General features: G+C 70.9%; 16 protein-coding genes. 7 read left to right on the forward strand and 9 right to left on the reverse strand.

What is annotated here, in order from left to right; translation table 11 throughout:
• Window positions 1-56 precede the first annotated feature (56 nt).
• Entirely contained in the window at window positions 57-611 is a 555-nt protein-coding gene (locus ACRWK8_RS09595) for a hypothetical protein (RefSeq protein ID WP_431869678.1), read from the forward strand.
• A gap of 67 nt (window positions 612-678) precedes the next feature.
• On the opposite strand, the gene ACRWK8_RS09600 is transcribed toward ACRWK8_RS09595, so the two are convergent.
• Window positions 679-1,164, reverse strand: coding sequence for an Lrp/AsnC family transcriptional regulator (locus tag ACRWK8_RS09600; protein WP_378742862.1), 486 nt, complete (start codon window positions 1,162-1,164; stop codon window positions 679-681).
• Window positions 1,165-1,284: 120 nt separating this feature from the next.
• On the opposite strand from ACRWK8_RS09600, the gene ACRWK8_RS09605 reads away from it, so the two are divergent.
• The 3 genes from ACRWK8_RS09605 (at window position 1,285) to ACRWK8_RS09615 (ending at window position 5,222) form a co-directional block, all read left to right on the forward strand.
• Complete coding sequence (locus ACRWK8_RS09605; RefSeq protein WP_431869680.1) at window positions 1,285-2,943, forward strand: alpha/beta fold hydrolase; 1,659 nt, start codon at window positions 1,285-1,287, stop codon at window positions 2,941-2,943.
• A gap of 108 nt (window positions 2,944-3,051) precedes the next feature.
• Complete coding sequence (locus tag ACRWK8_RS09610) at window positions 3,052-3,891, forward strand: GNAT family N-acetyltransferase (protein ID WP_378742866.1); 840 nt, start codon at window positions 3,052-3,054, stop codon at window positions 3,889-3,891.
• 101 nt (window positions 3,892-3,992) lie between these two features.
• The gene (locus tag ACRWK8_RS09615) at window positions 3,993-5,222 is read left to right on the forward strand and encodes a multidrug effflux MFS transporter (RefSeq protein ID WP_378742868.1); all 1,230 of its coding nucleotides are present in this window, start codon (window positions 3,993-3,995) and stop codon (window positions 5,220-5,222) included.
• Window positions 5,223-5,279: 57 nt separating this feature from the next.
• Here the strand turns inward: ACRWK8_RS09615 and ACRWK8_RS09620 are convergent, their stop codons facing one another.
• Genes ACRWK8_RS09620 through ACRWK8_RS09635 form a run of 4 tightly spaced genes read right to left on the reverse strand, consistent with a single transcriptional unit; the run spans window position 5,280 to window position 10,420 of the window.
• Entirely contained in the window at window positions 5,280-6,956 is a 1,677-nt protein-coding gene (locus ACRWK8_RS09620) for an ABC transporter ATP-binding protein (RefSeq protein WP_431869683.1), read from the reverse strand.
• A complete protein-coding gene (locus ACRWK8_RS09625) occupies window positions 6,953-7,837 on the reverse strand; it encodes an ABC transporter permease (protein ID WP_378742872.1) in 885 nt (294 codons plus the stop codon). The genes ACRWK8_RS09620 and ACRWK8_RS09625 overlap by 4 nt, the downstream gene beginning before the upstream one ends.
• Entirely contained in the window at window positions 7,834-8,769 is a 936-nt protein-coding gene (locus ACRWK8_RS09630) for an ABC transporter permease (RefSeq protein ID WP_378742874.1), read from the reverse strand. Before ACRWK8_RS09630 ends, ACRWK8_RS09625 begins: the two co-directional genes overlap by 4 nt.
• Window positions 8,770-8,815: 46 nt before the next feature.
• Window positions 8,816-10,420, reverse strand: coding sequence for an ABC transporter substrate-binding protein (locus ACRWK8_RS09635; protein WP_378742876.1), 1,605 nt, complete (start codon window positions 10,418-10,420; stop codon window positions 8,816-8,818).
• A 717-nt stretch (window positions 10,421-11,137) separates the two neighbouring features.
• On the opposite strand from ACRWK8_RS09635, the gene ACRWK8_RS09640 reads away from it, so the two are divergent.
• The gene (locus tag ACRWK8_RS09640) at window positions 11,138-11,674 is read left to right on the forward strand and encodes an ATP-binding protein (protein ID WP_378742878.1); all 537 of its coding nucleotides are present in this window, start codon (window positions 11,138-11,140) and stop codon (window positions 11,672-11,674) included.
• Window positions 11,675-12,013: 339 nt separating this feature from the next.
• Here ACRWK8_RS09640 and ACRWK8_RS09645 read toward each other — a convergent pair whose 3' ends face one another.
• The 4 genes from ACRWK8_RS09645 to hisS all read right to left on the reverse strand — a co-directional run bounded on the left by ACRWK8_RS09645 (window position 12,014) and on the right by hisS (window position 19,882).
• A complete protein-coding gene (locus tag ACRWK8_RS09645) occupies window positions 12,014-12,862 on the reverse strand; it encodes an AMP-binding protein (protein WP_431869686.1) in 849 nt (282 codons plus the stop codon).
• Between the two features lie 413 nt (window positions 12,863-13,275).
• On the reverse strand, window positions 13,276-15,801 hold the full coding sequence (locus tag ACRWK8_RS09650; RefSeq protein WP_378743075.1) for a LuxR C-terminal-related transcriptional regulator: 2,526 nt from the start codon (window positions 15,799-15,801) through the stop codon (window positions 13,276-13,278).
• Between the two features lie 166 nt (window positions 15,802-15,967).
• Window positions 15,968-18,418, reverse strand: a complete 2,451-nt coding sequence (locus ACRWK8_RS09655; protein WP_378742882.1) for an ATP-binding protein — start codon at window positions 18,416-18,418, stop codon at window positions 15,968-15,970.
• A gap of 150 nt (window positions 18,419-18,568) precedes the next feature.
• Window positions 18,569-19,882: a histidine--tRNA ligase gene (gene hisS / locus ACRWK8_RS09660; protein ID WP_378742884.1), complete on the reverse strand. Its 1,314-nt coding sequence runs from the start codon at window positions 19,880-19,882 to the stop codon at window positions 18,569-18,571.
• Window positions 19,883-20,992: 1,110 nt separating this feature from the next.
• Between hisS and ACRWK8_RS09665 the strand changes: the two genes are divergently transcribed.
• Together ACRWK8_RS09665 and secA2 are read left to right on the forward strand one after the other, a co-directional pair.
• Window positions 20,993-21,607 carry a GTP-binding protein gene (locus ACRWK8_RS09665; RefSeq protein WP_378742886.1) on the forward strand — a complete coding sequence of 205 codons (615 nt, stop codon included), beginning with the start codon at window positions 20,993-20,995 and terminating at the stop codon, window positions 21,605-21,607.
• Window positions 21,608-21,736: 129 nt separating this feature from the next.
• Window positions 21,737-24,043 (forward strand): accessory Sec system translocase SecA2, encoded by a 2,307-nt coding sequence (gene secA2 / locus ACRWK8_RS09670; protein ID WP_378742888.1) that lies wholly within the window; start codon window positions 21,737-21,739, stop codon window positions 24,041-24,043.
• Window positions 24,044-24,160 lie beyond the last annotated feature (117 nt).

Genomic DNA, 24,160 nt, shown 5'->3' on the forward strand with positions numbered 1-24,160 from the left:
GTGGAATGATCGGGGTCGGGGCGTGCTGCCCCGCCCCCGAGGAAGAGGTTTCTCCCGTGCCTTCTCCCGAGAGGACCACCCGACGTCAGGTCCTGTGGTCACCGTTGATGCTGGTCGTCGGCACGGTCGTCGTCGTGCCGATCGCTGGCTTTCTGCGCGTGTCCGACCTCGCCGACCTGGGTGCCGAGTCGATCCTGGTCCTGGTGGTGGTCGTGACCGTGCTGTGGGCGATGGTCTCCAGCGCTCTCGGACTCGGTGTGTGCGTCGGCCCGCGGCGTGCCCTGGTGTGCGACTACCTGTTCACGACCCGAGTGCGACTGGTCGACATCGACGCGGTGTACGTGGTGGACGAAGGCAGGATCGTGCTCTGGCTGCGCGACGACAGCAGAGTGAACGTCCGGGCCTACCAGCGAGCCCAGGCCCTGATGTTCTTCGGTACGGACGCCGCCGATCACGCCGCCGAGCGGATCAGAACGGCGGTCCGGGCCGCGGGGGCGGCGGGCGGGGGCCCGGTCGTGCTGCAACGAGGCTGGTGGCCGGTTCCCGTCCACCTCACCCTCGCTGTGCTCCTCTGTGTTGGGCTCGGGTGGATGACCGCGCCGATCATCTAGGCCCACGCGGACGGAGCGTTCGGGTCGGCCCTTCGGAAAGCGAGGCAGCCGGTCGGGCCGGGTGGGGTCAGGGGGTGTTCTGGTCCGACGGGTCGGGGTCGGCGGTACCGGCGAGGATGGGCTGGTCCACCAGGCGGGAGAGCACCAGGGTGCTCTTGGTGCGGACCACGAAGGGCTCGGCCCCGATCCGCTCGATGACCTCCTCCAGGTGCTGGGTGTCGCGGGCGCGCACCTGCACGATGGCGTCGGCCTCCCCGGTGACGGTGCAGGCCGAGGTGACCTCCGCGTACCCGGACAGGCCGATCCGGATCTCGCCGGGGGACGTGCGGGCGCGGCAGTACAGCTCGATGAAGGCCTCGGTGGTCCAGCCGATCGCCTGGGGCTCCACGACCACCGTGAAGCCGCGCACGGCGCCGGACTCGATCAGACGGTCCACGCGACGCTTGACCGCGGAGGGGCTGAGACCGACCCCGCCGCCGATCTCCGCGAAACTCGTCCGCGCGTCCGCGCCGAGCATCGCGATGATCCGCTCGTCGACACGATCAAGCCGCATTCTGCCCCTTTGTCCATTTCTGATCTGACCAGGGCACATGTTACCGGGGGAGTGCTCGAATGGGGCCCGTGTCGCTTCCGGAGGTCACGCCGGGTAGCGGTGAGAATGCATGAGGACATCATGGCCGGTATCGGGGGTAAGCGAGTGCGTTCATCGGGCACACAGTGGGCAGCCGTCTCCGTCGGGGTGCTCCTGGCCTCACTGGTCGCCGTGCCCACGGCCACGGCCGGGACGGCCGCACCGCCGACCACCCGGATCGACCAGAGCGCGCTCGACTGGCGGCCCTGTGAGGACCTCGCACCGGTGAGCGGCACGGAGATGGAGTGCGCCACCCTGACCGTGCCCATGGCCAGGACCACCGGTGGCCAGCGCGTCGGCGACCTCGCGGAGACCCTCCAGATCGCCCTCTCCCGGGTCCCCGCCACCGGCACCGGCACCGCCGAACACACCCTCCTGGTCAACCCCGGCGGGCCGGGCAGCGCCGGACGCGCGTGGGCCGCCCACACCCACAACCGCATGCCCGAGGAACTGCGCGAGATCTACGACGTGGTCTCCTTCGACCCGCGTGGCATGGGCGCCTCCACACCCAACGTCACCTGCGACCCCGGTTACTTCGCCCCCGTCCGCAAGGACTCCGTCCCGGCCGACGCCGCTGAGGAGCAGGCCCTGCGTGAGGACGCCGAGGCCTACGCCGCCGCCTGCGCCGAGAACACCGGGCCGCTCCTGGACCACATGCGCACCGAGGACACCGCGCACGACATGGACGCCATCCGCGTCGCCCTCGGTCTCGACCGGATCGACTACCTCGGCTACTCCTACGGCAGCTACCTGGGCACGGTCTTCGCCTCGCTGTACCCCGACAGCGTGCGCGCCGTGGTGCTGGACAGCGTCGTCGACCCGAGCCTGCCCTGGTACGACAGCAACCTCCTCCAGAGCCGGTCCCTGGACCACGCGGCCGTGAACTTCTTCGACTGGATCGCCCGCCACGACGCCGTCTACGGACTGGGCACCGACGGCGAGACGGTCGCCGCCGCCTTCTACGACCTGCGCGCCAGCCTCCGCGAGGCCCCGCTGGAGGACACGGTCGGCCCCACGGAACTGGACGGCGCCGTCTCCGTCGTCGCCTACAGCGGCAACTCCTGGCCCACCGTCGCCGCCGCGCTGGCCGCCCGGATCAACGACGCTGACTCCGCCCCGCTCCTGGAGCTCCACGGGAACTACGGCGACGACGCCGACAGCGACCCCGGCTTCGGCGGCTACCTCGCGGTCCAGTGCACCGACGCCCCGTGGCCGCGTGACTGGGACACCTGGAACAGGGACGCCCGGCAGGTCCACGCGGACGCGCCCTTCCTGGGGTGGCACAACATCTGGTACAACGCGCCGTGTGCCTCGTGGTCCAGCGAGTCCGACCCCTGGTTCAAGGTCGGTGACGGCCCGGACGAACACCCCGCCTACGACGGCGACGCGCTCGTCGTGCACGCCACGGAGGACGGCGCGACCCCGATCGCGGGCGCCTACTCCCTGCGCGAGCGCCTGCCCGGCTCCGCGCTGGTGATCGAGGACGGCGGCATCACCCACGGCGTCGCGCTCACCGGGAACGCCTGCGTGGACGAGACCGTCGTCGCCTACCTCCGGGACGGGGTCCTGCCCGAACGCGGCGCGGACGCCCCCGACGTCACCTGTGAGGCCCGGCCCGAGCCCGCCCCGCGTGACGCCCAGGGCACCGAGGCCGCACAGGTGGACCGCCTCGGACCGATCGGACTCGAAACATCCAGGTGAGTCCGGACAGACGGTCTAATAGGCTGGAATCGGCGCGAATTCGTCGTGGGCCCATGAACCGATCCGGTGACCGCCGGAGACGGTGACCGGGAAGATGGGGGAGATGCGATGCTGCGGACCTCGGCGGTACGGATTCTGGGAGAACGCGACCGGGAGGCCGTCCGCGCGCTCCTGGACGCGGACCCCGTGGGCAACGTCTTCGTCGCCTCACGACTGATGACCACGGGCATGACCGGCGGAGCCGGGGCCGAGGTCTGGGGACACACCGAACGCGGCAGACTCACGGCCCTGTGCTACTCGGGGGCCAACCTCGTCCCGGTCAACGCCGGACCCGCCGCCGTGCGCGGGTTCGCGGACCACGCGCGCTGGCGCGGCCGACGCTGCTCGTCGATCGTCGGCCCCGTCGAGGCGGTCAGGGACTTCTGGGAGCAGATCACCCCCGCCTGGGGGCCGGCCCGCGCCATCCGCGCCAGCCAGCCGGTCCTGGAGATCAACGGCCCGCCCGTCGTCGCCCCCGACCCCCTGGTGCGCCGGGTCCGCGTCCACGAGATCAACACCCTCGTCCCCGCCTGCGTGGCCATGTTCACCGAGGAGGTCGGTGTCCCGCCGGACTCCGGCGACGGCGGCGCCCTCTACCGCGCCCGTGTCGAGGAACTGGTCCGCACCGGCCGCGCCTTCGCCCGGATCGAGGACGGCCGCGTGGTGTTCAAGGCCGAGATCGGCGCCGTCACCCCCCAGGCCTGCCAGGTCCAGGGCGTGTGGGTCCACCCCGACCTGCGCGGTCAGGGGTACGCGAGCGCGGGCATGGCGGCCGTGGTCAACTACGCCCGCGCCGAGATCGCCCCCCGGGTGACCCTGTACGTCAACGACTTCAACGCCCCCGCCAGGGCCACCTACCAGCGCGTCGGCTTCCGCCAGGTCGGGGAGGTCATGTCGGTGCTCTTCTGAGCCTGACGCATCACCGTCAGGTTGCGGACCGACCGGGGCCCGGCGCCGAGGTCGCTGGGTACCGTTGACGGGCTCCCTCACCCTCGCCGCAGAGAGGCCCCATGCTCCGCAATCCCACCGGCCGCGCACGGCTGGGGCTGGCCCTCCTCCTCGCCCTGCTGACGGTGCTCGGCCCGCTCAACATCGACATGTACCTCCCGGCCTTCCCGGAGATCTCCGACGACCTCGGCGCCAGCGCCTCCCAGGTGCAGCTGAGCCTGACCACCTGCCTGGTGGGCCTGGCCGTCGGCCAGGTGGTGATCGGACCGATCAGCGACGCGCGGGGCAGACGCGGGCCGCTCCTGGTCTGCGTGGCCCTGTTCGTCCTCTCCTCGGCCCTGTGCGCGCTCGCTCCCAACACCGTGATCCTGGTACTGGGCCGCTTCCTCCAGGGCTTCACCGCCAGCGCCGGGGTGGTGCTCTCCCGCGCCGTGGTGCGGGACGTCTTCGACGGCACCGCGCTCACCCGGTTCTTCGCCCTGATCATGGTGGTGGTCGCGGTCGCCCCGATGGTCGCCCCGATCGTCGGTGGCGGGGTCCTGCTCCTGCCCTCGACGACCTGGCGGAGCGTCTTCTGGGCGCTGGCCCTGCTCGGCGCCGTGATCCTCGCGGTCTCGGCGGCGCGCCTGCCGGAGTCACTCTCCGTGGAGCGGCGGATCCCCGGCACGCTCGGGGGCAGCCTGCGCACCATGGGTGCTCTGTTCCGGGACCGTCGCTACCTGGGGTACACGCTCATCGTCGGCCTCCTGCACGGCGGCAGCTTCGCCTACGTCGCCGGGACCCCCTTCGTCTACCAGGATCTCCACGGGGTGTCCCCGCAGGTCTTCGGGTTCCTCTTCGGGGTGAACGGCGTGGGGATCATCCTCGGGAGCACCGTCGTGGGCCGTCTCAGCGACCGCCACGGCGAGCGCTCCCTCCTCGCGGTCGCCGTGGTCACGGCGGTGGCCGCCACCGCCGTGGTGCTCGCCACCGCGCTCCTCCACGGGCCGCTGGTCCTGCTCGTCGTGCCGATCTTCGTCTACATGACCTGCATGGGAGTGGTCCTCACCGCGTCCTTCGCCCTGGCCATGGAGGGCCAGGAGAACCGTGCCGGGAGCGCCAGCTCCCTCCTGGGCGCCCTGCCGATGCTCATCGGCGCCGTGGTCGCGCCCATGGTCGGCCTGGACGAGACCACGGCGGTTCCCATGGGCCTGCTGCTGTTCGCCAGCTCCGCCCTGGGCCTCCTGGTCCTGGTCACCCTGGCCCGCCCCGCCGAGCACTCCGCCACCCGTGAGGCCGACCCCCTGCCCTGAGCGGGGTCGGGGGCGGGGCGCGTCGCGCGCCCCGCCCCCGTCACCTCCGCGTCCGGGTCAGCCCTCGGAGACGCGGTCCGTCGAGCCCTTCCGCTCGGCGTCCATGCCCAGGCGCTCGGGGGCGCCGGGGAAGGACAGCTCGAAGTCCGGGGTGTCCGCGATCAGCGCGCGGGTGTACTCGTGCCGAGGCGACGACATCACCTCGCCCACCGGTCCGTACTCGACGATCTCGCCCTTGTTGAGGATGGCGACCCGCTCCGCGATGTTGGAGACCAGAGCGATGTTGTGCGTGACGAACAGCAGCGCCATGCCCTGGTCCTGGAGCTCGCGCAGCAGCTTCACGATCTCCGCCTGCACCGACACGTCCAGCGCCGACGTGATCTCGTCGCACACCAGCAGGTCCGGCCCGGTGGCCACCGCGCGCGCGATGCACACGCGCTGGCGCTCGCCGCCGCTGAGCTGCTCGGGGAAACGGTCCGCGTAGGAAGCGGGCAGGGAGGCCCGTTCCAGGGCCCGGGCCACCACCGCGTCCGGGTCGTCTGGGTTGCCCACCAGGTGCCGGTAGGGGCCCAGGATCTGTTCGCGCACCCGCTTGCGGGGGTTCAGCGCCTCGTACGGGTTCTGGAACACGTACTGCACCCGGCGGCGCTGCTCCGCCGTCCTGCGGTAGCTGCTGGTGGCCAGCGGCTCCCCGTCGAAGAGGATCTCACCGGTGAACTGGTGGTGCAGACCCGCCACCGAGCGCGACAGGGTGGTCTTGCCCGAACCGGACTCGCCCAGCAGCGCCACGCACTCGCCTCGGGAGACCGACACGTCGATCCCCTCCAGCACCTGCGTGCGCCCGTACCCGGCGGCCAGCCCGGAGACCCGCAACAGCGGCTCCTCCACCGGTTCCGGCTCCTCGTGCCCGGAAGTCCTCAGCAGCGGCACCGCCATCAGCAGCTGACGGGTGTACGCGTGCCGGGGGTCGGACAGCACCGTCTGGGCGCGCCCGTGCTCCACGACCTCGCCCCGGTACATCACCGCGATGTCGTCGGCCAGGTCGGCCACCACGGCCATGTCGTGGCTGATGTACACACCGGCGGTGCCGTAGTCGCGGGTCATCGACCGGATGGTCTCCAGCACGTGCGCCTGCGTGGTCACGTCCAGGCCGGTGGTCGGCTCGTCGAGCACGATCACGTCCGGGCGGCCCACGAACGCCATCGCGATCGCCACCCGCTGCTGCTGCCCTCCGGAGAGCTGGTGCGGGTAGCGGCGCAGGAAGGCGTCGTCGTCGGGCAGGGCCACCTCGCGCATGACCTCGCGGACCCGGTCCCGGGTCTCCTGGGCCGTCAGCGCGTCGTCGTGCAGGGCCTCCGTCAGCTGCGTGCCCAGCCGCAGCGCCGGGTTGAGGGCGGAGGCGGGCGACTGCGGGATGTAGGCCACCGCGCGGCCGCGCAGCTCCCGGACCTCGCGCTCGTTCAGCGTGGCCAGGTCCCGGTCACCGACCAGCACCTGACCGCCGACGATCTCCGTGGCGCGCTTGCAGTGCGCCAGCAGGGACAGCCCCAGGGTGGTCTTGCCCGAACCGGACTCACCCACCAGCCCGAGGATCTCGCCGCGCCTCACGGTGATGGACACGCCGCTGATGATCTCGACGTCCGAGGGGCGGCCTATCACGGTCAGCCCGTCAACCACCAGCACGGTCTCGCCATCGTGGCGCCGCGCGCGTTCCGTGTTCTCGTCCAAGGTCACTTCTCGACCCCCCTGTCGATGCCGATCGCCGCGCGGGAGAGCCCGTCGGTGATGAGGTTGGCGCCGACGGTGAGCACCGCGATCGCCGTGACGGGCAGCGCGACCGCCCACGGCTGGATGGCCATGCCCTGGCGGTTCTCGTTGATCATCAGCCCCCAGTCCGCTGTGGGCGGCTGGAGCCCCATGCCGAGGAACCCGAGCACCGCCACGACACCGATCGAGTAGGTCAGACGCAGACCCAGCTCCACCAGCAGCGGGCTGGTCACGTTGGGCAGGATCTCCACCGTCATGATCCGCCAGCGGGGCAGGCCGATCGCCTCGGCCGCCTTCACGTAGTCCTGTTCGATCACCTTGCGGGTGGCCTCGCGGATCACCCGGGCCACGCGGGGCATGTGCGAGACCGCGATGACCGCGACGATCAGCCACACCTTCGGGCCGAGGATCGACATCACCAGCAGGGCGGCGATGAGCTGGGGGAAGGCCAGCAGCACGTCGTTGGTGCGCATGAGGACGTCGTCCACCCAGCCGCGACGGTAACCGGCGATCACGCCGATCACCGTTCCAGCGGCCACGCCGATCCCGGCGGACGCGGCGGCCAGCAGCAGCAGTGTCCAACCGCCCCACAGGAAGCGGGTGAACACGTCACGGCCCCGGTTGTCGCCGCCGAACAGGGTGCCGTCGACACCCGTCTCGAACGGCTTGGACACGAACTCGGTGGCCGTGTAGGGCGCCAGGAACGGCCCCAGCACGGCGATCAGGACGATCAGCCCGGTCAGGGCCACACCGACCTTGGTACGGCCGAACCGCCAGGCGGTCCGGAACAGTCCCGGACGCCGCCGCGGCGACTCCGTGACGGGTGTGCTCGTCGAAGGTCCAGTCATCGGTTCGCGACCCTCACCTTCGGGTTGGCGGCCAGCCCGATCACGTCCGCGACCAGGTTGACGAGGATGTAGATCCCCGCGATGAGCAGGACCACGGCCTGGATCAGCGGCACGTCACGGTTGCCGATGGCGTCCATGAGGACCTTGCCGACACCGGGGAAGTTGAACAGGAACTCGATGGCGACCACGCCGCCGGCCAGCCAGGCCAGCTGGAGGGCGACCACCTGGGCGACCGGGCCGATCGCGTTGGGCGCGGCGTGGCGCCACAGCACCGTGCGCTCGCCCATGCCCTTGAGCCGCGCCTGCTGCACGTACTCGCTCTCCAGGACCTCGATCATCGTCGCCCGCATCATGCGCACGATCGGCGGTGCCACGGCCAGCGCCAGGGTCAGCACCGGCAGGACCCACTGTTCGGGCCCGCCCTCACGGGCGTACACGGACGGGAACACGCCGAGGCCGCCCGGACCGAGGAGCAGGATCAGCAGGATGCCGACCACGAACTCGGGGACGGACGCCAGGACGAGCGTGCCCATGGACGACGTGTGGTCGAAGGCGCGGTCGCGGCGCAGGGCGCTGAACGCCCCGACGAACAGGGCGATCGGGGTCGCGACCAGGGCCGACAGACCCATCAGGGTCAGCGAGCTCCGCACCGGGTCGGTGAGGTACTCGGCGACGGGCAGCCGGTTGGAGAACGACGTGCCCAGGTCGCCCTGGAGCAGTCCCTGGAGCCACTGCATGTACTGCACGGCCACGGGCTCGTGCAGGTTCAGCTGGTCGCGGAGCGCCTCCAGCCGTTCCGGGGTGGCGTCGCGGCCCAGGATGAGCTGGGCTGCGTCGCCCGGCAGCGCCTGCGTGGCCGCGAAGACCACGAGGGACACCGCCCAGAGCGTCAGCGCTCCGAAGAAGAGGCGGACGACGATGAGTCGAGTCATGGTGAGCTTTCGATAGCGGTCTGGAGGTTCGGGAACCGGATGTCCGCTACTGCTCCAGCCACATGGTGTGGAAGGCGTAGGAACCCAGCGGATGGCCGGAGACCGCCGGCTCCAGCCCGTGCACCGAGACGTGGTAGGCGTCGAGCAGGTTCACGAAGCCCCACACGATGTAGCCGCCCTCCTCGTGCTCGATCTCCTGGGCCTTGCGGATGAGCTCGTGGCGCGCGTCCTCGTCGGCGGTCTGACGCGCCTCCTCCAGGTGCTCCAGCCACTCCTCGTGCTCGCCCCACATGGTCTCGTTGTAGGGGGCGCCCACGACCGAGCCCTGGGCGGTCTGGGTGATGTAGTTCCGGGCGCTCCAGAAGTCCTGGCCGAAGGCGTACGGGAAGCCCTCCTCCGGGTTCCAGTAGTCGCTCGGGTTGACCCGGCGCAGGGTCACGGTGACCCCGGCCTCGCGGGCCTGCTCCTGGAAGACCTCGGCGGCGGCGACCACACCGGCGCTGATGTCGGAGGTGACCAGTTCGACCTCCAGGCCGTCCTCGTGACCGGCCTCCGCGAGCAGGCGCTTGGCCTCCGCGATGTCCTGGTCGCGCTGGGGGAGGTCCTCGGGGTAGGACGGGTCCATCCGCGCGTACATGTCGTTGCCGACCTGTCCGTACCCGGCCAGTGCCTGGTCGATCATCTCCTGGCGGTCGACGATGAGACGGAAGGCCTGGCGGACGCGCACGTCGTCGAAGGGGGCCTCCTCCACGTTCATCGTGAAGGGCAGCCACATGCCGGTCTCGGACTCCAGGATGTTCACGTTGGGGTCGCCCTCCATGATGGCGACCTGGACGTGCGGGACCTGGCTGATGACCTGGACGTTGCCGCTGTTGAGGGCGTTGACGCGGGCGTCGTCCTCGGGGAAGTTCACGATCTCCAGCTCGTCCACGTAGGGCAGGCCCTCGATGTGGAAGCCCTCGTGGCGCTCGAAGACGCTGTACTCCCCGACCTTGAACTCGGAGAACTTGAAGGGGCCGGCCCCGATCGGGTTGGCCGGGTCGTAGTCCACCGGGACGACGCAGTTGTAGTACTCGGCGAGCGCCTCGGGCAGGGTCACCAGGGGCTCGTCGACCGGGATCGTCATCTCCAGGTCGCTGACGACCTCGAGCTTCTCCGGGTCGACGCCGGGCATGTCACCCGCGCCGCGCATGGGGTTGTCGGGGTCGAGGATGCGCTTGAGGGAGTACACGACCGCCTCGGTCGTGACCGGGGTGCCGTCGTGGAAGGTCAGGCCCTCCTTGAGCACCAGCGTCCACTCGGTGCCGTCCTCGTTGGGCTCGAGCGACTCCGCCAGGTAGGGCTCGATGGTGCCGTCGTTGTCGAAGCGCATCAGCGCCGCGTACAGCGCGTGGTTGCGCGCGATGTCGACGTTGTCGGTGGGGTCGTGCGCGTCCAGGGTGTCGCTGGCGCCGCCACCGGCGACACCCACCTTGAGGCGGCCGCCGGTCTGGGGCTCGCCGTCGCCGGAACCACCGGAGCCGGAGTCCCCGCCGCCGCACGCGGCCAGGACCGGGGCCACGGCCGCGCCGGCGGCACCGGCCTTGAGGAGGCTGCGGCGGGAGGTGAGGTGGTTCAGAGCGGTGGTGGGGTCTTCGGACTGGGCTGGCACGGGGACACCTCGTGTGGGGACGGGAGCTTCGGAGAGGCCGGGACCCTGGTGACAGACGGTGGCTTGGGGTGCCCCCGGGAGGGAATGTCGGGATCGGCCCCAATCGATACTTGTTCGCACTACAGGAAGCGTCAAACGAGGTCGGGGCGGTCCCGGAGGCGCTCAGGGGATTTCTTACGGAGTGTCCGGGATGGTGTGTGAGGGATTGGTGACATCTGCTGTGGCCTGGGGGTTTCAGGCCGGATGGGAGGGCGTCCGGCGTGTCCGTTCGCGAGCACCGTCCGCGCCGTGGTAGGCACCCCGGATGCGTTTTCGGCGCCCCCTGTTGTGTCCTCATCGTTGCCTGTGAGTAGTGAAAACGTGGCGTTTAGTCGTCGGTTTTCCGTCTTTACCAGGCGCTCGATCACGTAGGGTGACTCTCTCGGGGTGGCGCGGTCGGGTCTCCGGAGACCTCGTGCCCAGCGTTTCGGGGGAGTGCGCGCGCCGTGCGCGGCCGGATATGGCCACGCATTGCCTGGGTGTGGCACGTCACATGGTCCGTCCTGGGGGCCGGGCTGTTTCCTTTGTCCACATCGGGGAGGACACGGGACGAGGTTTTGTGACCAATCCCCGGCGAGAGGAACCCAGGTGTGCTGTTCTGGACCCGGCACACCCTTGTCTAAGGTGAGTGCGGGCGGCGCAACCCGCGCGCCCGTCGCGGGTGATTGGAGTGACCGGATGGCTGAGGCGAGGCAACTCCGGGACTACGTGCCCGCGGAGGCCGCAGACGCCGTGACGTCGACCGCCCCGAGGATCGACGTCGGGGACCTCACGGGTGGGGTCACCGACCACACCGTGTGGAGCTGCGCGGGAAACCTGACCGCCGTGCGGTCCATCCGCGCGCGGGTCCGTGAGTTCCTCACCAGGAACGGGCACGGCGACGGGGCCCTGGACGACGCGGAACTGGCCGTGAGCGAGCTGGCGACCAACGCCCTGCTGCACTCGCGCTCGGGGCAGAGCGGAGGCGTGATGACGCTGTTCATCCGCTCCGACGCGAACAGGCTCCGAGTGGCTGTGGCGGACCAGGGCGAGCGCGACCCGGTGGACACCGAGAGCGGGCACACCCGCGAGGACGGCGACGACTTCGGGCGCGGCAGGTTCATCGTCGACAGCTGTGCCACGCGCAACGGTGAGTACTGGAGCGAGGCCACCCACGTGACCTGGTTCGAGATCGATGACGAGACGGGCGGGAACGCGGTCGGCGAGACCGCCTGAGAGCCCCCTCAGAGGGCGTACACGGGGCCACCGGGCCCGGAGTAGCCCTGCCCCCTCCATGACGCGCTCCGTGTCCCCCCAGGGTGCGTTCAGGGACGTACGTCCCCCCAGGCGTGGGTCGGACGGCACTGGCGTGGTGTCTCCGCCTGCCGGTGGCCCGCTCTCCCCGCGGACGTCCGGCCGTGTGACCGACTTCCGAGAGGCGGCGTGCGAGACCCCCGGTCCCGCTCCTCGGGGCGCGACGTCGCGGCGAGCGGGTCCGCCCGGCCCTCCCGTCGGCGGCCACGCCGCCGGAGGAGACCGCACGACGCGGACCCGGAACTCTCCGTGGAACCCGAGCTAACGCGCGACGTCGGACTGCGGGTGGGCGATGCGTGTGGGGACGGGGTCGCAGGTGACCGTCATCCGCCGCCCCTCCGGCGGCGGGCAGTCCTCGCCCGCGACCACGCACGACCCGGTCCACAGGGCCAGTGCCACCAGGGCCAGCCTGGTGGCCTCGTCCCCGGACTCGCCCACCGCGACGACGTCGTCGGCGGTCAGGGCCAGCTCGCCCCGCAGCTCCGCGAAACGGGCCAGGAGGTCGTGGTGGGTGTGCAGCGTGGTGAGGATGTCGTCCCCGGCGGGCTCGTAGCCCAGGTGGCCGTTGTCGAAGAGGCCCCGCGCCGGGCTGTACACGCTCCCGTCCGGACTCGGCAGCAGCAGCTCCCGGAACGGGGTGGTGCCCAGGGCGCTGCCGAAGGTGATGACCTGCCGCACCCGCGAGCGCTCGGCCAGTTCCAGCCCGCGCTCCGCCAGGTCCTCGCTCACCATCAGCAGCCGGGCGTCGGTCTCGGCCAGCGCACGGCACTGGGTACGCAGGTCGGACTCGGGCGTGACCGTCAGAGCCCGGCCCCCCACGGCCATGACCGTGTACGAGGCCAGGAAGCGGTCGGGGGAGACGGGAGCCAGGACGCCGACCACGTCCCCGAGACACATCCCGCGGCGGCTCAGCCCCGCGGCGGCCTGCTCGACGGTGGCGGCGAAGGTCAGCGCGTCCATCCGTCCGGAGGCGCCGCGAATCGTCCCGCCGCGCGCGGTCCGCAGACGCAGCCGCTCACACAGCCCACCGGTGAGCGATCCGATCGGGTCGTCCCGACGCGGCAGATGACGGCCGGGTCGTCCGGTTCCTGAAGTCAGCCCTACCCCCATGCGATCCCCCACTCGAACGGTCTCCGTGTGGGCCCGCTGCCCGGGCTCGTCACGCCCCCTCCACGTGGCGAGCCCGGAAGCGCCGCGCCGGACGTTCGCCGCGAGGGACCTCCCCAGGTCTCCCCTCGCGCCAGCACGGTTGCCCACCGGTTCCGGGAACCCTCCCGGTACCGACGGCGCGACGATCCCCGGGGGTTCGGCCCGGGATTCGACGGCCGTTTCTGGGACCGGCCGAACACCGTTCGCACGGTGCCGGGAGCCCGAAGTCCCATGGCTTCGAGCCTAGCGCGTTCATGGCAATATGCACATGCATCTGGCCATGCAGATGCATATGTAGATTCGTGGTCGGGCGAGAACTACACAACCCGCGCGAGAACCGGGAGTCCCGTCCGCGCGGAGTGTTCGCGGCCCGGTCAGCCCGTACGGTGCCGCTTGATCCACGCGGTGATCTGCGTGCGGGAGTTGAAGCCCATCTTCCGGTTGATGTTGGCCACGTGCCGGGCGGCCGTCGACGACGTGATGAACAGGGTCCGGGCGATCTCGGGGTTGCTCTTGCCGGTGCTCACCAACTGGGCGATCTCCAGCTCCCGTCGGGTCAGGAGCTTCCCCGGGCTGGCCGACTCCGGCGAGGGCGGCACCGGCACGGGCGCCGGCTTGGTGGCGGCCGTCGCGGTCGCGTCCCCGCCGCGTTTCCTGCGCGCGGGCCGGGGAGCCGGGTACCGGCCCTCCTCCGCCAGCAGTTCCGCCTCACGCACCGCCTCGGACTGGCTCAGGGCGTACCCCTGCTCCCACCAGGTCACCAGCTGGCGACGGCGCCGACGTCCCCGCTCCTCGTCCTCGAAAGGCCACGGGGCCTGGCGCACGGGCAGTCCGACCCGGGAACGCAGCGCCGTGGCGGCCCCGGCCAGACGGCAGGCGGGCTCGCGCCGTCCGGAACCGAAGGCCACCCGGGCCAGCGCCACCAGACTCCGGGCCGCCTCGGCCCGCTGCCCGCTGGCGTGGCTGAGCAGCAGACCCTCGCTCAGGTAGTCGTAGGCCTGGCTGGTGTGGCCCTGGGCGTGCGCGACCCGGCCGATCCCGGCCAGGCAGCGGGCCTCCTCCGACACCGCGCCGATCAGCCGCTGGGTGTCCAGGGCCTCCCGGTAACAGCGGTCGGCGGTGATCAGGTCGTCGTTGGCCTCGGCCGCGCGTGCCTGGTTCATCAGGGTCACCCCCACCCCCCAGCGGTGGTCGATCCCCCGCAACAGGGTGAGCGCGGCGTTGTAGTGGTGGTCCGCGGTGGGGTAGTCCCCCTGCTGGGCGACCAGGGCCGCCCGGCAGCCCAGGGCGATCGCCTCGCCCCACAGGTCTCCGGCCTCCCGGCACAGGCGCAGGGCCTCCTCGACCCGGACGGAGGCGCGGTCGAGGTTGCGTTCGCGCACCTCCACCAGCGCGAGCAGGCTCAGGCAGGTGCGCACGAACACGTCGTCGCCGGCCTCGCGGCACAGCCGCAGCCCCTCCTCGCCCGCCTCCAGGGCCAGCTCGTGGTCCCGGCGCACACGTGCCAACTGGGCCCGGCCGACCAGCGCCCGCGCCCGCGAGGGCGCCTTGGCGCTCTCCTCCAGCGCCAGCAGGCGGTCCATCCAGTGCGCGCCCTCGGAGTAGTTGTTGTGGCTCACCCAGTGGGCCACCAGGCTCACGCAGAGCCGCAGTCCGGGTTCGGCGGCGCCCTTCTGGAGGGACCAGCGCAGCAGCGAACGCAGTGTGTCGTACTCGGCGATCACCCGTTGGCGGCCGGAGTCCCGCTCCGACCACGGCATGGACCGGCTCGACTCCAGGCGCCGCCCCAGGTCCTCCGCCAGGCGCAGCATGCGCGCCAGCAGGCGTTCCTGGAACACCTCGTACTCGCCCGACGCCACCAGCCGCTCCTGCGCGAACCGGCGCACCGCCTCGGGCAGCCGGTAACGCACCCGGCCCTCGAACTCACCGGTCACCGTGATCAGGGACCGGTCCAGCAGCGAGGTGAGCAGGTCGAGGATGGTCGGCTCGGGCAGGGACTCGTCCGCGCACACCTGCTCGGCCAGTTCCAGGTCCCAGCCCCGGAACACCGAGAGACGGCGCAGCAGCACGCGTTCGGGTTCGGGCAGTCCCCGGTAGACGAAGTCCAGCACCAGCGGCAGGACCTGGCTGCGCGAGACGGCCTGCCCCGGGCCGGGTTGGAACATCGGTGAGGCGAGGTGGGCGCGGAGCCCGTCCGTGAGCGCGGGGATGCCCTCCTCGGGTGCCCGGGCGCCCAGTACCTCGATCCCCAGCGGAACCCCGCCGCCCAGGTCGCACAGGGTCGCCACCGCCTCCAGTTCGGGGCCCGAGGCGGTGAACCGGGGGTCGCGGGCACGGGCGCGGTCCATGAACAGACGCACCGACTCCGCGTCGGCCGGGTCCGGGGGAGGGGCGTTGCGGGGGGTCACCGGCAGGGCCATGGCGGGCACCCGCCACACCGTGCCCCCGGTCAGCCGCACCGGCACTTCGCTGGTGAGCAGGACCGACACGGCGGGGCACTCCGCGAGCAGGGTCTCCCCGACCTCGGTCACCTCGTCCGCGATGTGTTCACAGGAGTCCAGCACCAACAGCAGTCTGCGGTCCCGCAGCGCCTCGGTCACGGTCACCCCGAGCGGCAGCCCGGGTTCCTCGACCACCCCGACCGCCTGGGCGATGCGCGCGTGCACCTCCAGGGGGGTGCGCACGTCGGTGAGATCGGCGATCCACACCCCGTCCGGGAACGACACGGTGGACTGCTCGGCCACACGCAGGGCCAGCCGCGTCTTGCCGATGCCGTCGGCGCCGCAGAGCGTCACGGATCTGCTGGAGCCGAGCAGGCGGAGCAGATCGCTCAGATCTCGCTCCCGGCCCACGAAGCTGGTGCCCGGCAGGGGGAGGTTGTGCCGCGCAGGCGCGGTCAGAGGTGCCATGGCCTTCACAAGTAGGGGCTGTTGGGGGTTGTTCTCACCACGGAGGATACGAGGGGGACGGGGACGGTCGTCATCGAGGTGGGCGAAGGGGCTTGGGCTTTCTGGTTTAGCGGGTGCACGCGCACTGTGCAAGTGCTTCGGCACGAACACCCCTGGTTCAGCCGGGTTCTCTCGGTGAAGCCCAGCCGGTCAACTGCGTCCTCGAGGAAATCGAAAGTTTTCTGAAGATGTTCGCGATATGGCGTGCCGCGGTGGCCTGGCTGATAGTGAGCCGGGTCGCGATCTCCCGGTTCGACAGACCTCTCTCGGCCAGTGTGGCGATCTCCCGTTCCCGGGGAGTGAGCGACCCCGGCCCGGTCAGTCGTGACGTGGGCGGACGGGGGAAGGCCAGGGCCCGGTCCCGTACCTGTTCGAGGGGGAGCGAACGCCAGGCGTTCCACGCCTCGGAGGCCCGGCCCGCGCCCACCCGCCGCTCCACCGCCGACCGCAGTCGCACCGTTTCGGCGGACGGTCGGTCCAGCGCGGTCCGCAGGTCGGACGCCACCCCCGCCAGGGCCGCCGCACGCGTGGGCTCCTCCTCGGCCAGAGCGAGTTCGGCCAGGGCCTCCAGGGCCTCGGCCACCGCGATCCTGCGGCCGGAGGTGAAACTCACCCGCAGGCACCGGCTGAGCGGCTCCCGGGCGGCCAGGGTGTCCCGTGCCGCCAGGTGCAGGCGGCCCAGATCGGCGGCGCACCGGACCGCGTAGGGCGCGGAGGGCAGCTCGACGAAGACCTCCAGGGCCTCGGAGAACAGCTCCCGGGCGCGGTCGTGGTCACCGGCCTCGGCCGCGATGGTGCCCAACCCGTACAGGGCGCGTGCCTCGCGCCAGCGGTCGCCCAGTTCACGCGAGGCCGCGGCGCTCTCCTCCAGGTGCGTGACGGCCTCCTCGGTGGCGCCCCGGCGCTGGGCCAGCTCGGCCAGGACGCCGCGGGTGCTCGCCTCGGTCATCGGGTCACCGGACTGGCCCGCCCAGTCCAGCGCCCGCGCGGCCTGCCGCTCGCCGTCCTCCAGGGCTCCCGTCCGCAGGGAGAGCGTCGCCAGGGTGGCCAGGGCCGAGGCGGCCGCGATCGGCTCACGGCAGGCCCGGGCGGCCTCCAGCGCGCAGGAGGCCAGGGTGTCGACCCGGGGCGCGGGGTCCACGTCCAGGCGCAGCTCGGCGTGCAGGGCCAGGGCGCGGGCACGCAGCGCCGGCTCCTGGTCGTCGGGCTGGTGCGCCAGCACGTGTTCCAGGAGCCGGCTGCCCTCCGCCGACAGGTCCCGCATCAGCCAGTGGGCCCGCAGCGCCACGCACACCCGCAGGGCGTCGTCCACGCGCCCCCGGGACAGCGCCCACTCCACCAGCCGGGCGTGGTTCTCCCGGTGGTGGTCGTACATGCGCAGTCGCCCGAGCCACTCGTCCCAGGTCTGGGAGGAGGCGGAGCTCTTGGCCGACTCCTCCAGCCGGTCCACGGTGAACCGCAGGTACCGGCCCCACCGCAGGTCCGCGTCGGCGCCCAGGCGCTCGGCGGCGTAGGCCCGCACCGTCTCGGTCAGCCGGTAGTGCGCGGTCCCGTCGATCTCGGAGTCCATCACCACCAGGGACTTGTCCAGCAGGGAGAAGTGCAGGGAGAGCACGTCCGTGGAGTCCACGCCCTCGCCCGAGCACACGTCCTCCGCGACCTCCAGGTACCAGGTGGAGAACAGCGACAGCCGGTGCAGCAGGAGCCGCTCGGTGTCGCTGAGCATGTCGTGGCTCCACTCCAGCACGGCCCGCAGGGTGCGCTGGCGTGCCGGGAGGTGGCCCGTGCCGTCACTGGTCAGGAGTTGGAAGCGGTCGTCCAGTCGGCGCAGGATCTGCTGGACCGACAGCACCCGGACCCGTGCGGCCGCCAGCTCGATCGCGAGCGGCATGCCGTCGAGCATGCGGCAGATCTCCGCCACGTAGCCCGAGTTCTCCCGGGTCATCTCGAACCCGGAGCGCGCCGCGTGCGCGCGGGTGAGGAAGAGGCGCACCGACTCGTACCGCTGGGCGTCCCGACGGGGGATCGGCGCGGGGACCGCCGCGTAGGGGTCGGTCGGGGTGGGCCGCGCGGGCAGCGAGAGCGGGGGCACCCGCCAGATGTTCTCCTCGGGGACGTGCAGCGGCTGGCGGCTCGTCACCAGGACGCGCACCCGGGGGCAGTCGCGCAGTACCGCCTCACAGAGCTCCGCCATCGGTTCCACGGCGTGCTCGCAGGTGTCCAGCAGCAACAGCAGGTGCTGGGTGCGCAACGCCGTGATGACGCTGTCCATGAGCGTCGTGGAGTCGGCCGTGACCGCCTGGAGGCCCGCCGCGACCGCGCGCAGCGCCTGCTCGCGGGTGGTGGCCTCGCTGAGGTCGATGAACCGCACACCGTCCGGGAACCGGCGCAGGACGCGCTCCGCGAGGTGGAGCGCGAGTCGTGTCTTGCCGATGCCGCCGGTTCCGGTGAGCGTGATCATCCTGGCCGTGCCCATGAGGCGGCTCAGGTCGACGATGTCGCGTTCACGTCCGACGAACTGGATGAACTCCCCGGCGGACAGGGGCAGGTTGTGGCGAGGAGGAGACATGGCCTCGATTACTAGGACAATCGGCCCGTGCCTGAGGTACGGCACGGAGAACAGCCTCTCCCAGTCTGGCACCCGGGCGCCGAAGCTGTCTCGCGAATGGCCGGTTCCGGCACGGGAGGTCGAAAACCGCCCGTGCCGGGCCAGAACCTGCTAAGTGGCGGGGGACCACACGGCCGGGTCGGCCGCGCCCTGCTCACCCTGGGCCATGTTCTTCACCTCGTGCTCGCCACCCTCCTCGAAGGGCGGGAACCAAACGAAGGGGATGCCCTTCTTGGCGGCGTACTGGATCTGCTTGCCGACCTTGGCGGTCGAGTGGAACACCTCGGTGTTGAAGCCGCGCTCCCGCAGCAGCTCACCGGTGCGCAGCGCGTCGGCCCGCCGCTCGGCGCTGGGCACCACGACCATCACGTCCGTGGGGCAGATCCGGCCGCCCTCGATCCGGCCCTCCGCCACCAGTTTGGCGAAGATGCGGGTCAGGCCGATGGAGATGCCCACGCCCGGCAGCCGCTTGCGGATGAACTGCCCGGCGAGGTTCTCGTACCGGCCGCCCGCGCAGATGCTGCCGTAACCGGGGTCGTCGTCGAAGGAGGCCTCGTACACGGTGCCGGTGTAGTAGTCCAGGCCGCGCGCGATGGACAGGTCCGCGACCACGCTGCCCTCGGGCAGGTCGGCCAGGTCGTCCAGGACGAAGGCGAGCTCCTCCAGTCCCTCCTCCAGCAGTTCGGAGACGACTCCGAGCGCCCGGACCTGCTCGATGACCCCGGCGCCCCGGATACGGGCCAGCGCCAGGCAGGGGTCGATCTGCTCGGCGGTGAGCCCCTCGCCCTCCAGGATCTCCCGGACGCCCTCGTCACCGATCTTGTGGAGCTTGTCCACGGCGCGGATGACGGCGATCGGGTCCTTGACGCCGAGCCCCTCGTAGAAGCCCTGGAGCACCTTGCGGTTGTTCACGTTGAGCGTCCACGCCGGGATGTCCAGTCCGCTGAGCACCCGGTACACGATGCGGGGCAGTTCGGCGTCGAAGTGCAGCGGCACCGAGTCCACGTTGATGACGTCGATGTCGCACTGGGTGAACTCGCGGTAGCGGCCCTCCTGCGGGCGCTCACCGCGCCACACGCGCTGGGTCTGGTAACGCTTGAACGGGAAGGTCAGCTCGTTGAAGTGCTGGGCGACGTACCGCGCGAAGGGCACGGTCAGGTCGAAGTGCAGACCGAGCCTGGCGTCGGAGTCGTCCTTCGCGTCGGCCTGCAGCCGGTGCAGTGTGTAGACCTCCTGTGAGGTCTCGCCCTTGGCCATCAGCACGTCCAGGTTCTCCACGGAGGGAGTCTCGATGGACGCGAAGCCGAAGGACTCGAACCCGGCGCGGATATGGTCCAGCCAGCGCTGCTCCACGGCCCGGACCTGTGGGGTCCACTCGGGGAAACCGCTGATGGGAGTGGGGCGGACGACGCGCTGATCGGACATGTGGGGTACTCGGCTCCCTTGGGAGTGTTCGGCCTGTTCGGGAAGGTGCCCCTCGACCCGGACCACGGCTAACGCCGCTCGGGGAGGGGCCCGTCCATCCTACGCACCCGGGTCGCACCCCAGGGCCCACCCCGAAACCCAGCCACAGGTCGTAGGCCGGGAGGTCCCCCTCGGCCACCGTTCGGAGTGCTGTCCGGCCTCGGGTGTGAGTCCTGCCCGTGCCCCTCAACCACAGCCGTGAGCCCCGCCCGCCCACCTCGCCACTGGGGGGGTGCCCGTTCGAGCGCCGGAGAGTGTTCTGCAAGACGAGTCAAGCCGCCAGCGAGGAACGAGCCAGGCGCAGACGAGGATGAAGAACAGCTCTGCAAAGGCGCCGAACCCGGGCCGAAGCGAAGCGGAGGCCCAAAGAAAACACGTCTGAACCCCAAGCACAGCCGTGAGTGCCGCCCGCCCACCTCGCCACCGGGGGTGCCCGTTCGCATCGAAGCGAAGCGGAGATGCACAGCAAACACAGGGTCCCACCGGCCCACGTGGACGGTTGTGGGCCGGTGGGGCTGTGGGGGCGCCCGTCGGTGGGGTGTACGGCCGGTCCGACGTCGAAGAGCGAGGCGTCGGTGGTGGTCGTGCGCCCCGGGGCGCCGCCGGGGCCCCCGTGGTGGTCGCGTCCTCGTGCCAGGAGTCCGTGGTGACCGCGCTCAGGCGGGTGCCCTGCCTTCCACCGTAGATGGCGGGGAGGACGCCGGACAGGGATCGACGCGGCCGAAAGCGGCCGAAAATGACCGCTCTCAATGTCGTAAAGTCGACGTGCCGGGGTACAGGAGTGTGCTTGTCTGACTACGTTCCGTCGGACAGGGCGGACTCCCCGCCACGAGGTGGACATCGGACCTCGGGGCCTCTTCTGGTGTGTTTTGACCCGCTTGGGCCGACTGGTCGGGGATGTGACGTGTTCCCCCACTGTGTCGAAACCCCGGATTCCAGTGTCGGCCGGTGTTAGGTTCCAGTTGCGGTGGTTTCCGTGAAGGTTCGGAACCGGGAGCGCCGCGCCCCTCCAGCCCGGGTCGTGTGCGCCCGTCCGTTCGTGCAGGCCCGGCATTCTCGCTAGGACTAACAGTGATCCACTCAGCTAACAGTACGAACGACGTCCACGCACCCAGTGAGCTGTCCACCAAGATCATCATCGCCGGTGGCTTCGGTGTCGGCAAGACCACGTTCGTCGGGGCTGTCTCGGAGATCCCCCCGGTCCGCACCGAGGCCGCCGTGACGGCGGCCAGCGCGGGTGTGGACGACCTCTCGCACACTCCGGACAAGACGAGCACCACGGTGGCCATGGACTTCGGCCGTATCTCCCTGGACACCGACCTCACCCTGTTCCTGTTCGGTACCCCGGGCCAGCAGCGCTTCTGGTTCATGTGGGACGACCTCGTCCGTGGCGCCCTGGGCGCGGTGATCCTCGCGGACACGCGGCGCCTGGAGGACACCTTCCAGGCCCTGGACTACTTCGAGCGGCAGTACCGGCTGCCCTTCGTGGTGGCGGTCAACGAGTTCGACCCCGAGGCGGCCTACAGCGCCGACGAGCTGCGTGACGCCCTGGACCTCACCCCGGACGTGCCCGTGGTCTACTGCGACGCGCGTGACCGCAGGTCCGTGGTGAAGGTTCTGGTCACCCTCGTCAAGCACGGCATGGCGTTGGAGGCGCGTCAGCGCAACCGCCAGCTCGTGAACTGACCGCGCCGCCCCGGGCCCCCGACGAGTCCCTGGTCCAGGGTGTTCTGTCCCCGTTGGAGCCGACAAGCAGGTACCCGAGAGGAACCATTCGCTTGTGTCCGGCGTTACTCTGGCGTGGTGTTCGGACGAATGGCGGAAAGCGTCCGCCGCCTACTGGGCAAGCCCGGTGCGGTGGACCTGCGGCCCTATACCAAGCTCCTGCCGGCGATCGAGGCCGAAGAGGAGGGTCTGCGAGAACTCAGCGATGGCGAGCTGACGGAGAAGGCCATCGACCTCGGCTACGCCGAGCTTCCCTACTCCCAGAACGACCTCGTCAGTCTGTGCGCGGTCGGCCGTGAGGCCGCCCGGCGCACCCTCGACGAGCGCCCCTTCGACGTGCAGTTGCTCGGTGTGATGGCCCTCCTCGACGGCCACGTCGCGGAGATGGCGACCGGTGAGGGCAAGACCCTCGCCGGAACCCTCGCCGCCGCCGGGTTCGCCCTGCGGGGCAAGCGGGTCCACGTCCTCAGCGTCAACGACTACCTCGCCCGGCGTGACGCCGAGTGGATGGGTCCCCTCTACGCGATGCTCGGGGTCACGGTGGGCTCCGTCAGCGAGGAGTCCACCGTTGACGAGCGAAAGCAGGCGTACGGCTGCGACGTCACGTACGCCGCCGTGAGCGAGCTCGGGTTCGACGTGCTGCGCGACCGCATGGTGACCGACGTGGACGACCGGGTGGTGCCCGAGCCGCATGTCGCCATCATCGACGAGGCGGACTCCGTGCTCGTCGACGAGGCCCGGGTTCCGCTCGTCCTCGCCGGTGCGGCCGAGGCCGTGGCCGCCGACGTCGAGATGGCCGACGTCGTGCGCGGCCTCAAGCCGCGCCTGCACTACGAGGTCGACGGTGAGGGGCGCAACGTCCAGCTCACTGACGCCGGTATCGACGCGGTCGAGAAGGCCCTGGGCGGCGTGGACCTGTACTCCGAGGACGACACCTCGGTGCTGCCCCAGGTCAACCTGGCCCTGCACGCCCACGTGCTGCTCCAGCGGGACGTGCACTACGTGGTGCGCGACGGCGAGGTGCGGCTGATCAACGAGTCGCGCGGACGCATCGCCCTCCTCCAGCGCTGGCCGGACGGCCTCCAGGCGGCGGTCGAGGCCAAGGAGAAGGTCGCGGTCAGCCAGACCGGCGAGGTGCTCGACTCGATCACGGTCCAGTCCCTGGTGCTGCGCTATCCCACGCTGGCGGGGATGACGGGTACCGCGATGAGCGTCGCGGAACAGCTGCGCGAGTTCTACGAGCTCGAAGTGGCCGTCGTGCCCTCCAACAAGCCGAACGTCCGCGAGGACCACGGCGCGCTCCTGTACGCCACGCGTGAGGAGAAGGAGGACGCCCTGGTCGCCAAGGTGGAGGAGATCCACAAGACCGGGCGCCCGATCCTGATCGGCACCCAGGACGTCGCGGAGTCGGAGCTGCTGGCCGAACGGCTGCGCGCCGCCGGTCTGGAGAGCGTGGTCCTCAACGCCAAGAACGACGCGGACGAGGCGTCCATCATCGCGGAGGCCGGCACCTACGGCGCGATCACCGTCTCCACCCAGATGGCGGGCCGCGGTACCGACATCCGGCTGGGCGGCAGCGACATGACCGACCGCGACCGGGTGGTCGAGACCGGCGGTCTGTTCGTGATGGGCTTCGGCCGTTACCCCAGCAGCCGTCTGGACGGTCAGCTGCGCGGGCGGGCCGGGCGCCAGGGCGACCCCGGCGACTCCATCTTCTTCGTCAGCATGGACGACGACCTGCTGGTGAACCACGCCCCCGAGACGACCGGCTACAAGACCACGGCCGACGGTGAGATCACCGACGAGGGCTGGCTGGCCATGGTCGACCACGCCCAGCGGGTCTCCGAGGGCCAGCTGCTGGAGGTCCACCGCAACACCTGGCGTTACAACAAGCTCATCGACGTCCAGCGCGAGGTGGTCCTGGAGCACCGCGAACTGGTCCTGTCCTCGGGGCAGGGCGACCGGCACGTCGCCGCGGACCGCAGGGAGCGCCACGAGGAGCTGGTGGAGGAGCTGGACGCGGACGAGGTCGCCCGCGCCGCCAAGCTCATCACGCTCTACCACCTGGACCGGGGCTGGACCGACCACAACGCGTTCCTGTCGGAGCTGCGGGAGGGCATCCACCTTCGGTACCTGGGCCGCCGTGATCCGCTCGACGAGTTCAACCGCGAGGCGGTCCCGGTCTTCAAGGGCTTCCTGGACGGTGCCCGGGCGCGCGCCGCCGAGAGCTTCGAGGAGCTGGAGGTGGTGGACGGCGAGCTGGACGTGAGTTCGGTCGGCGTCAAGCGGCCGTCGATGACCTGGACCTACATGGTGCACGACCACCCGTTCAGTTCGGCCCTGGAGACACTCGTGGGCAGGCTCAAGGGCGGCCGGGGCACGTCGAACGGTGACTGATTAATTCGCTGTACCGCGACTCGCGCGGGTCAGGACTAAAGTCCTGGCCCGCGCATTACTTTTGTCGGCTAGTCTGCTGAAGCGCTAATCTTACCCGTTGGTTCCCTGTTTAATTGG

The organism is Nocardiopsis eucommiae (assembly GCF_965344335.1).
Classification (GTDB): Bacteria; Actinomycetota; Actinomycetes; order Streptosporangiales; family Streptosporangiaceae; genus Nocardiopsis; species Nocardiopsis eucommiae.

Coding starts and splice junctions, on each gene's coding strand:
- ACRWK8_RS09610 (WP_378742866.1), top strand. CDS start 3,052: ATGCTGCGGACCTCGGCGGTACGGATTCTGGGAGAACGCGACCGGGAG.
- ACRWK8_RS09615 (WP_378742868.1), top strand. CDS start 3,993: ATGCTCCGCAATCCCACCGGCCGCGCACGGCTGGGGCTGGCCCTCCTC.
- hisS (WP_378742884.1), bottom strand. CDS start 19,882: ATGTCCGATCAGCGCGTCGTCCGCCCCACTCCCATCAGCGGTTTCCCC.
- ACRWK8_RS09625 (WP_378742872.1), bottom strand. CDS start 7,837: ATGACTGGACCTTCGACGAGCACACCCGTCACGGAGTCGCCGCGGCGG.
- ACRWK8_RS09645 (WP_431869686.1), bottom strand. CDS start 12,862: ATGGGGGTAGGGCTGACTTCAGGAACCGGACGACCCGGCCGTCATCTG.
- secA2 (WP_378742888.1), top strand. CDS start 21,737: ATGGCGGAAAGCGTCCGCCGCCTACTGGGCAAGCCCGGTGCGGTGGAC.
- ACRWK8_RS09655 (WP_378742882.1), bottom strand. CDS start 18,418: ATGTCTCCTCCTCGCCACAACCTGCCCCTGTCCGCCGGGGAGTTCATC.
- ACRWK8_RS09605 (WP_431869680.1), top strand. CDS start 1,285: ATGGCCGGTATCGGGGGTAAGCGAGTGCGTTCATCGGGCACACAGTGG.
- ACRWK8_RS09630 (WP_378742874.1), bottom strand. CDS start 8,769: ATGACTCGACTCATCGTCGTCCGCCTCTTCTTCGGAGCGCTGACGCTC.
- ACRWK8_RS09640 (WP_378742878.1), top strand. CDS start 11,138: ATGGCTGAGGCGAGGCAACTCCGGGACTACGTGCCCGCGGAGGCCGCA.
- ACRWK8_RS09600 (WP_378742862.1), bottom strand. CDS start 1,164: ATGCGGCTTGATCGTGTCGACGAGCGGATCATCGCGATGCTCGGCGCG.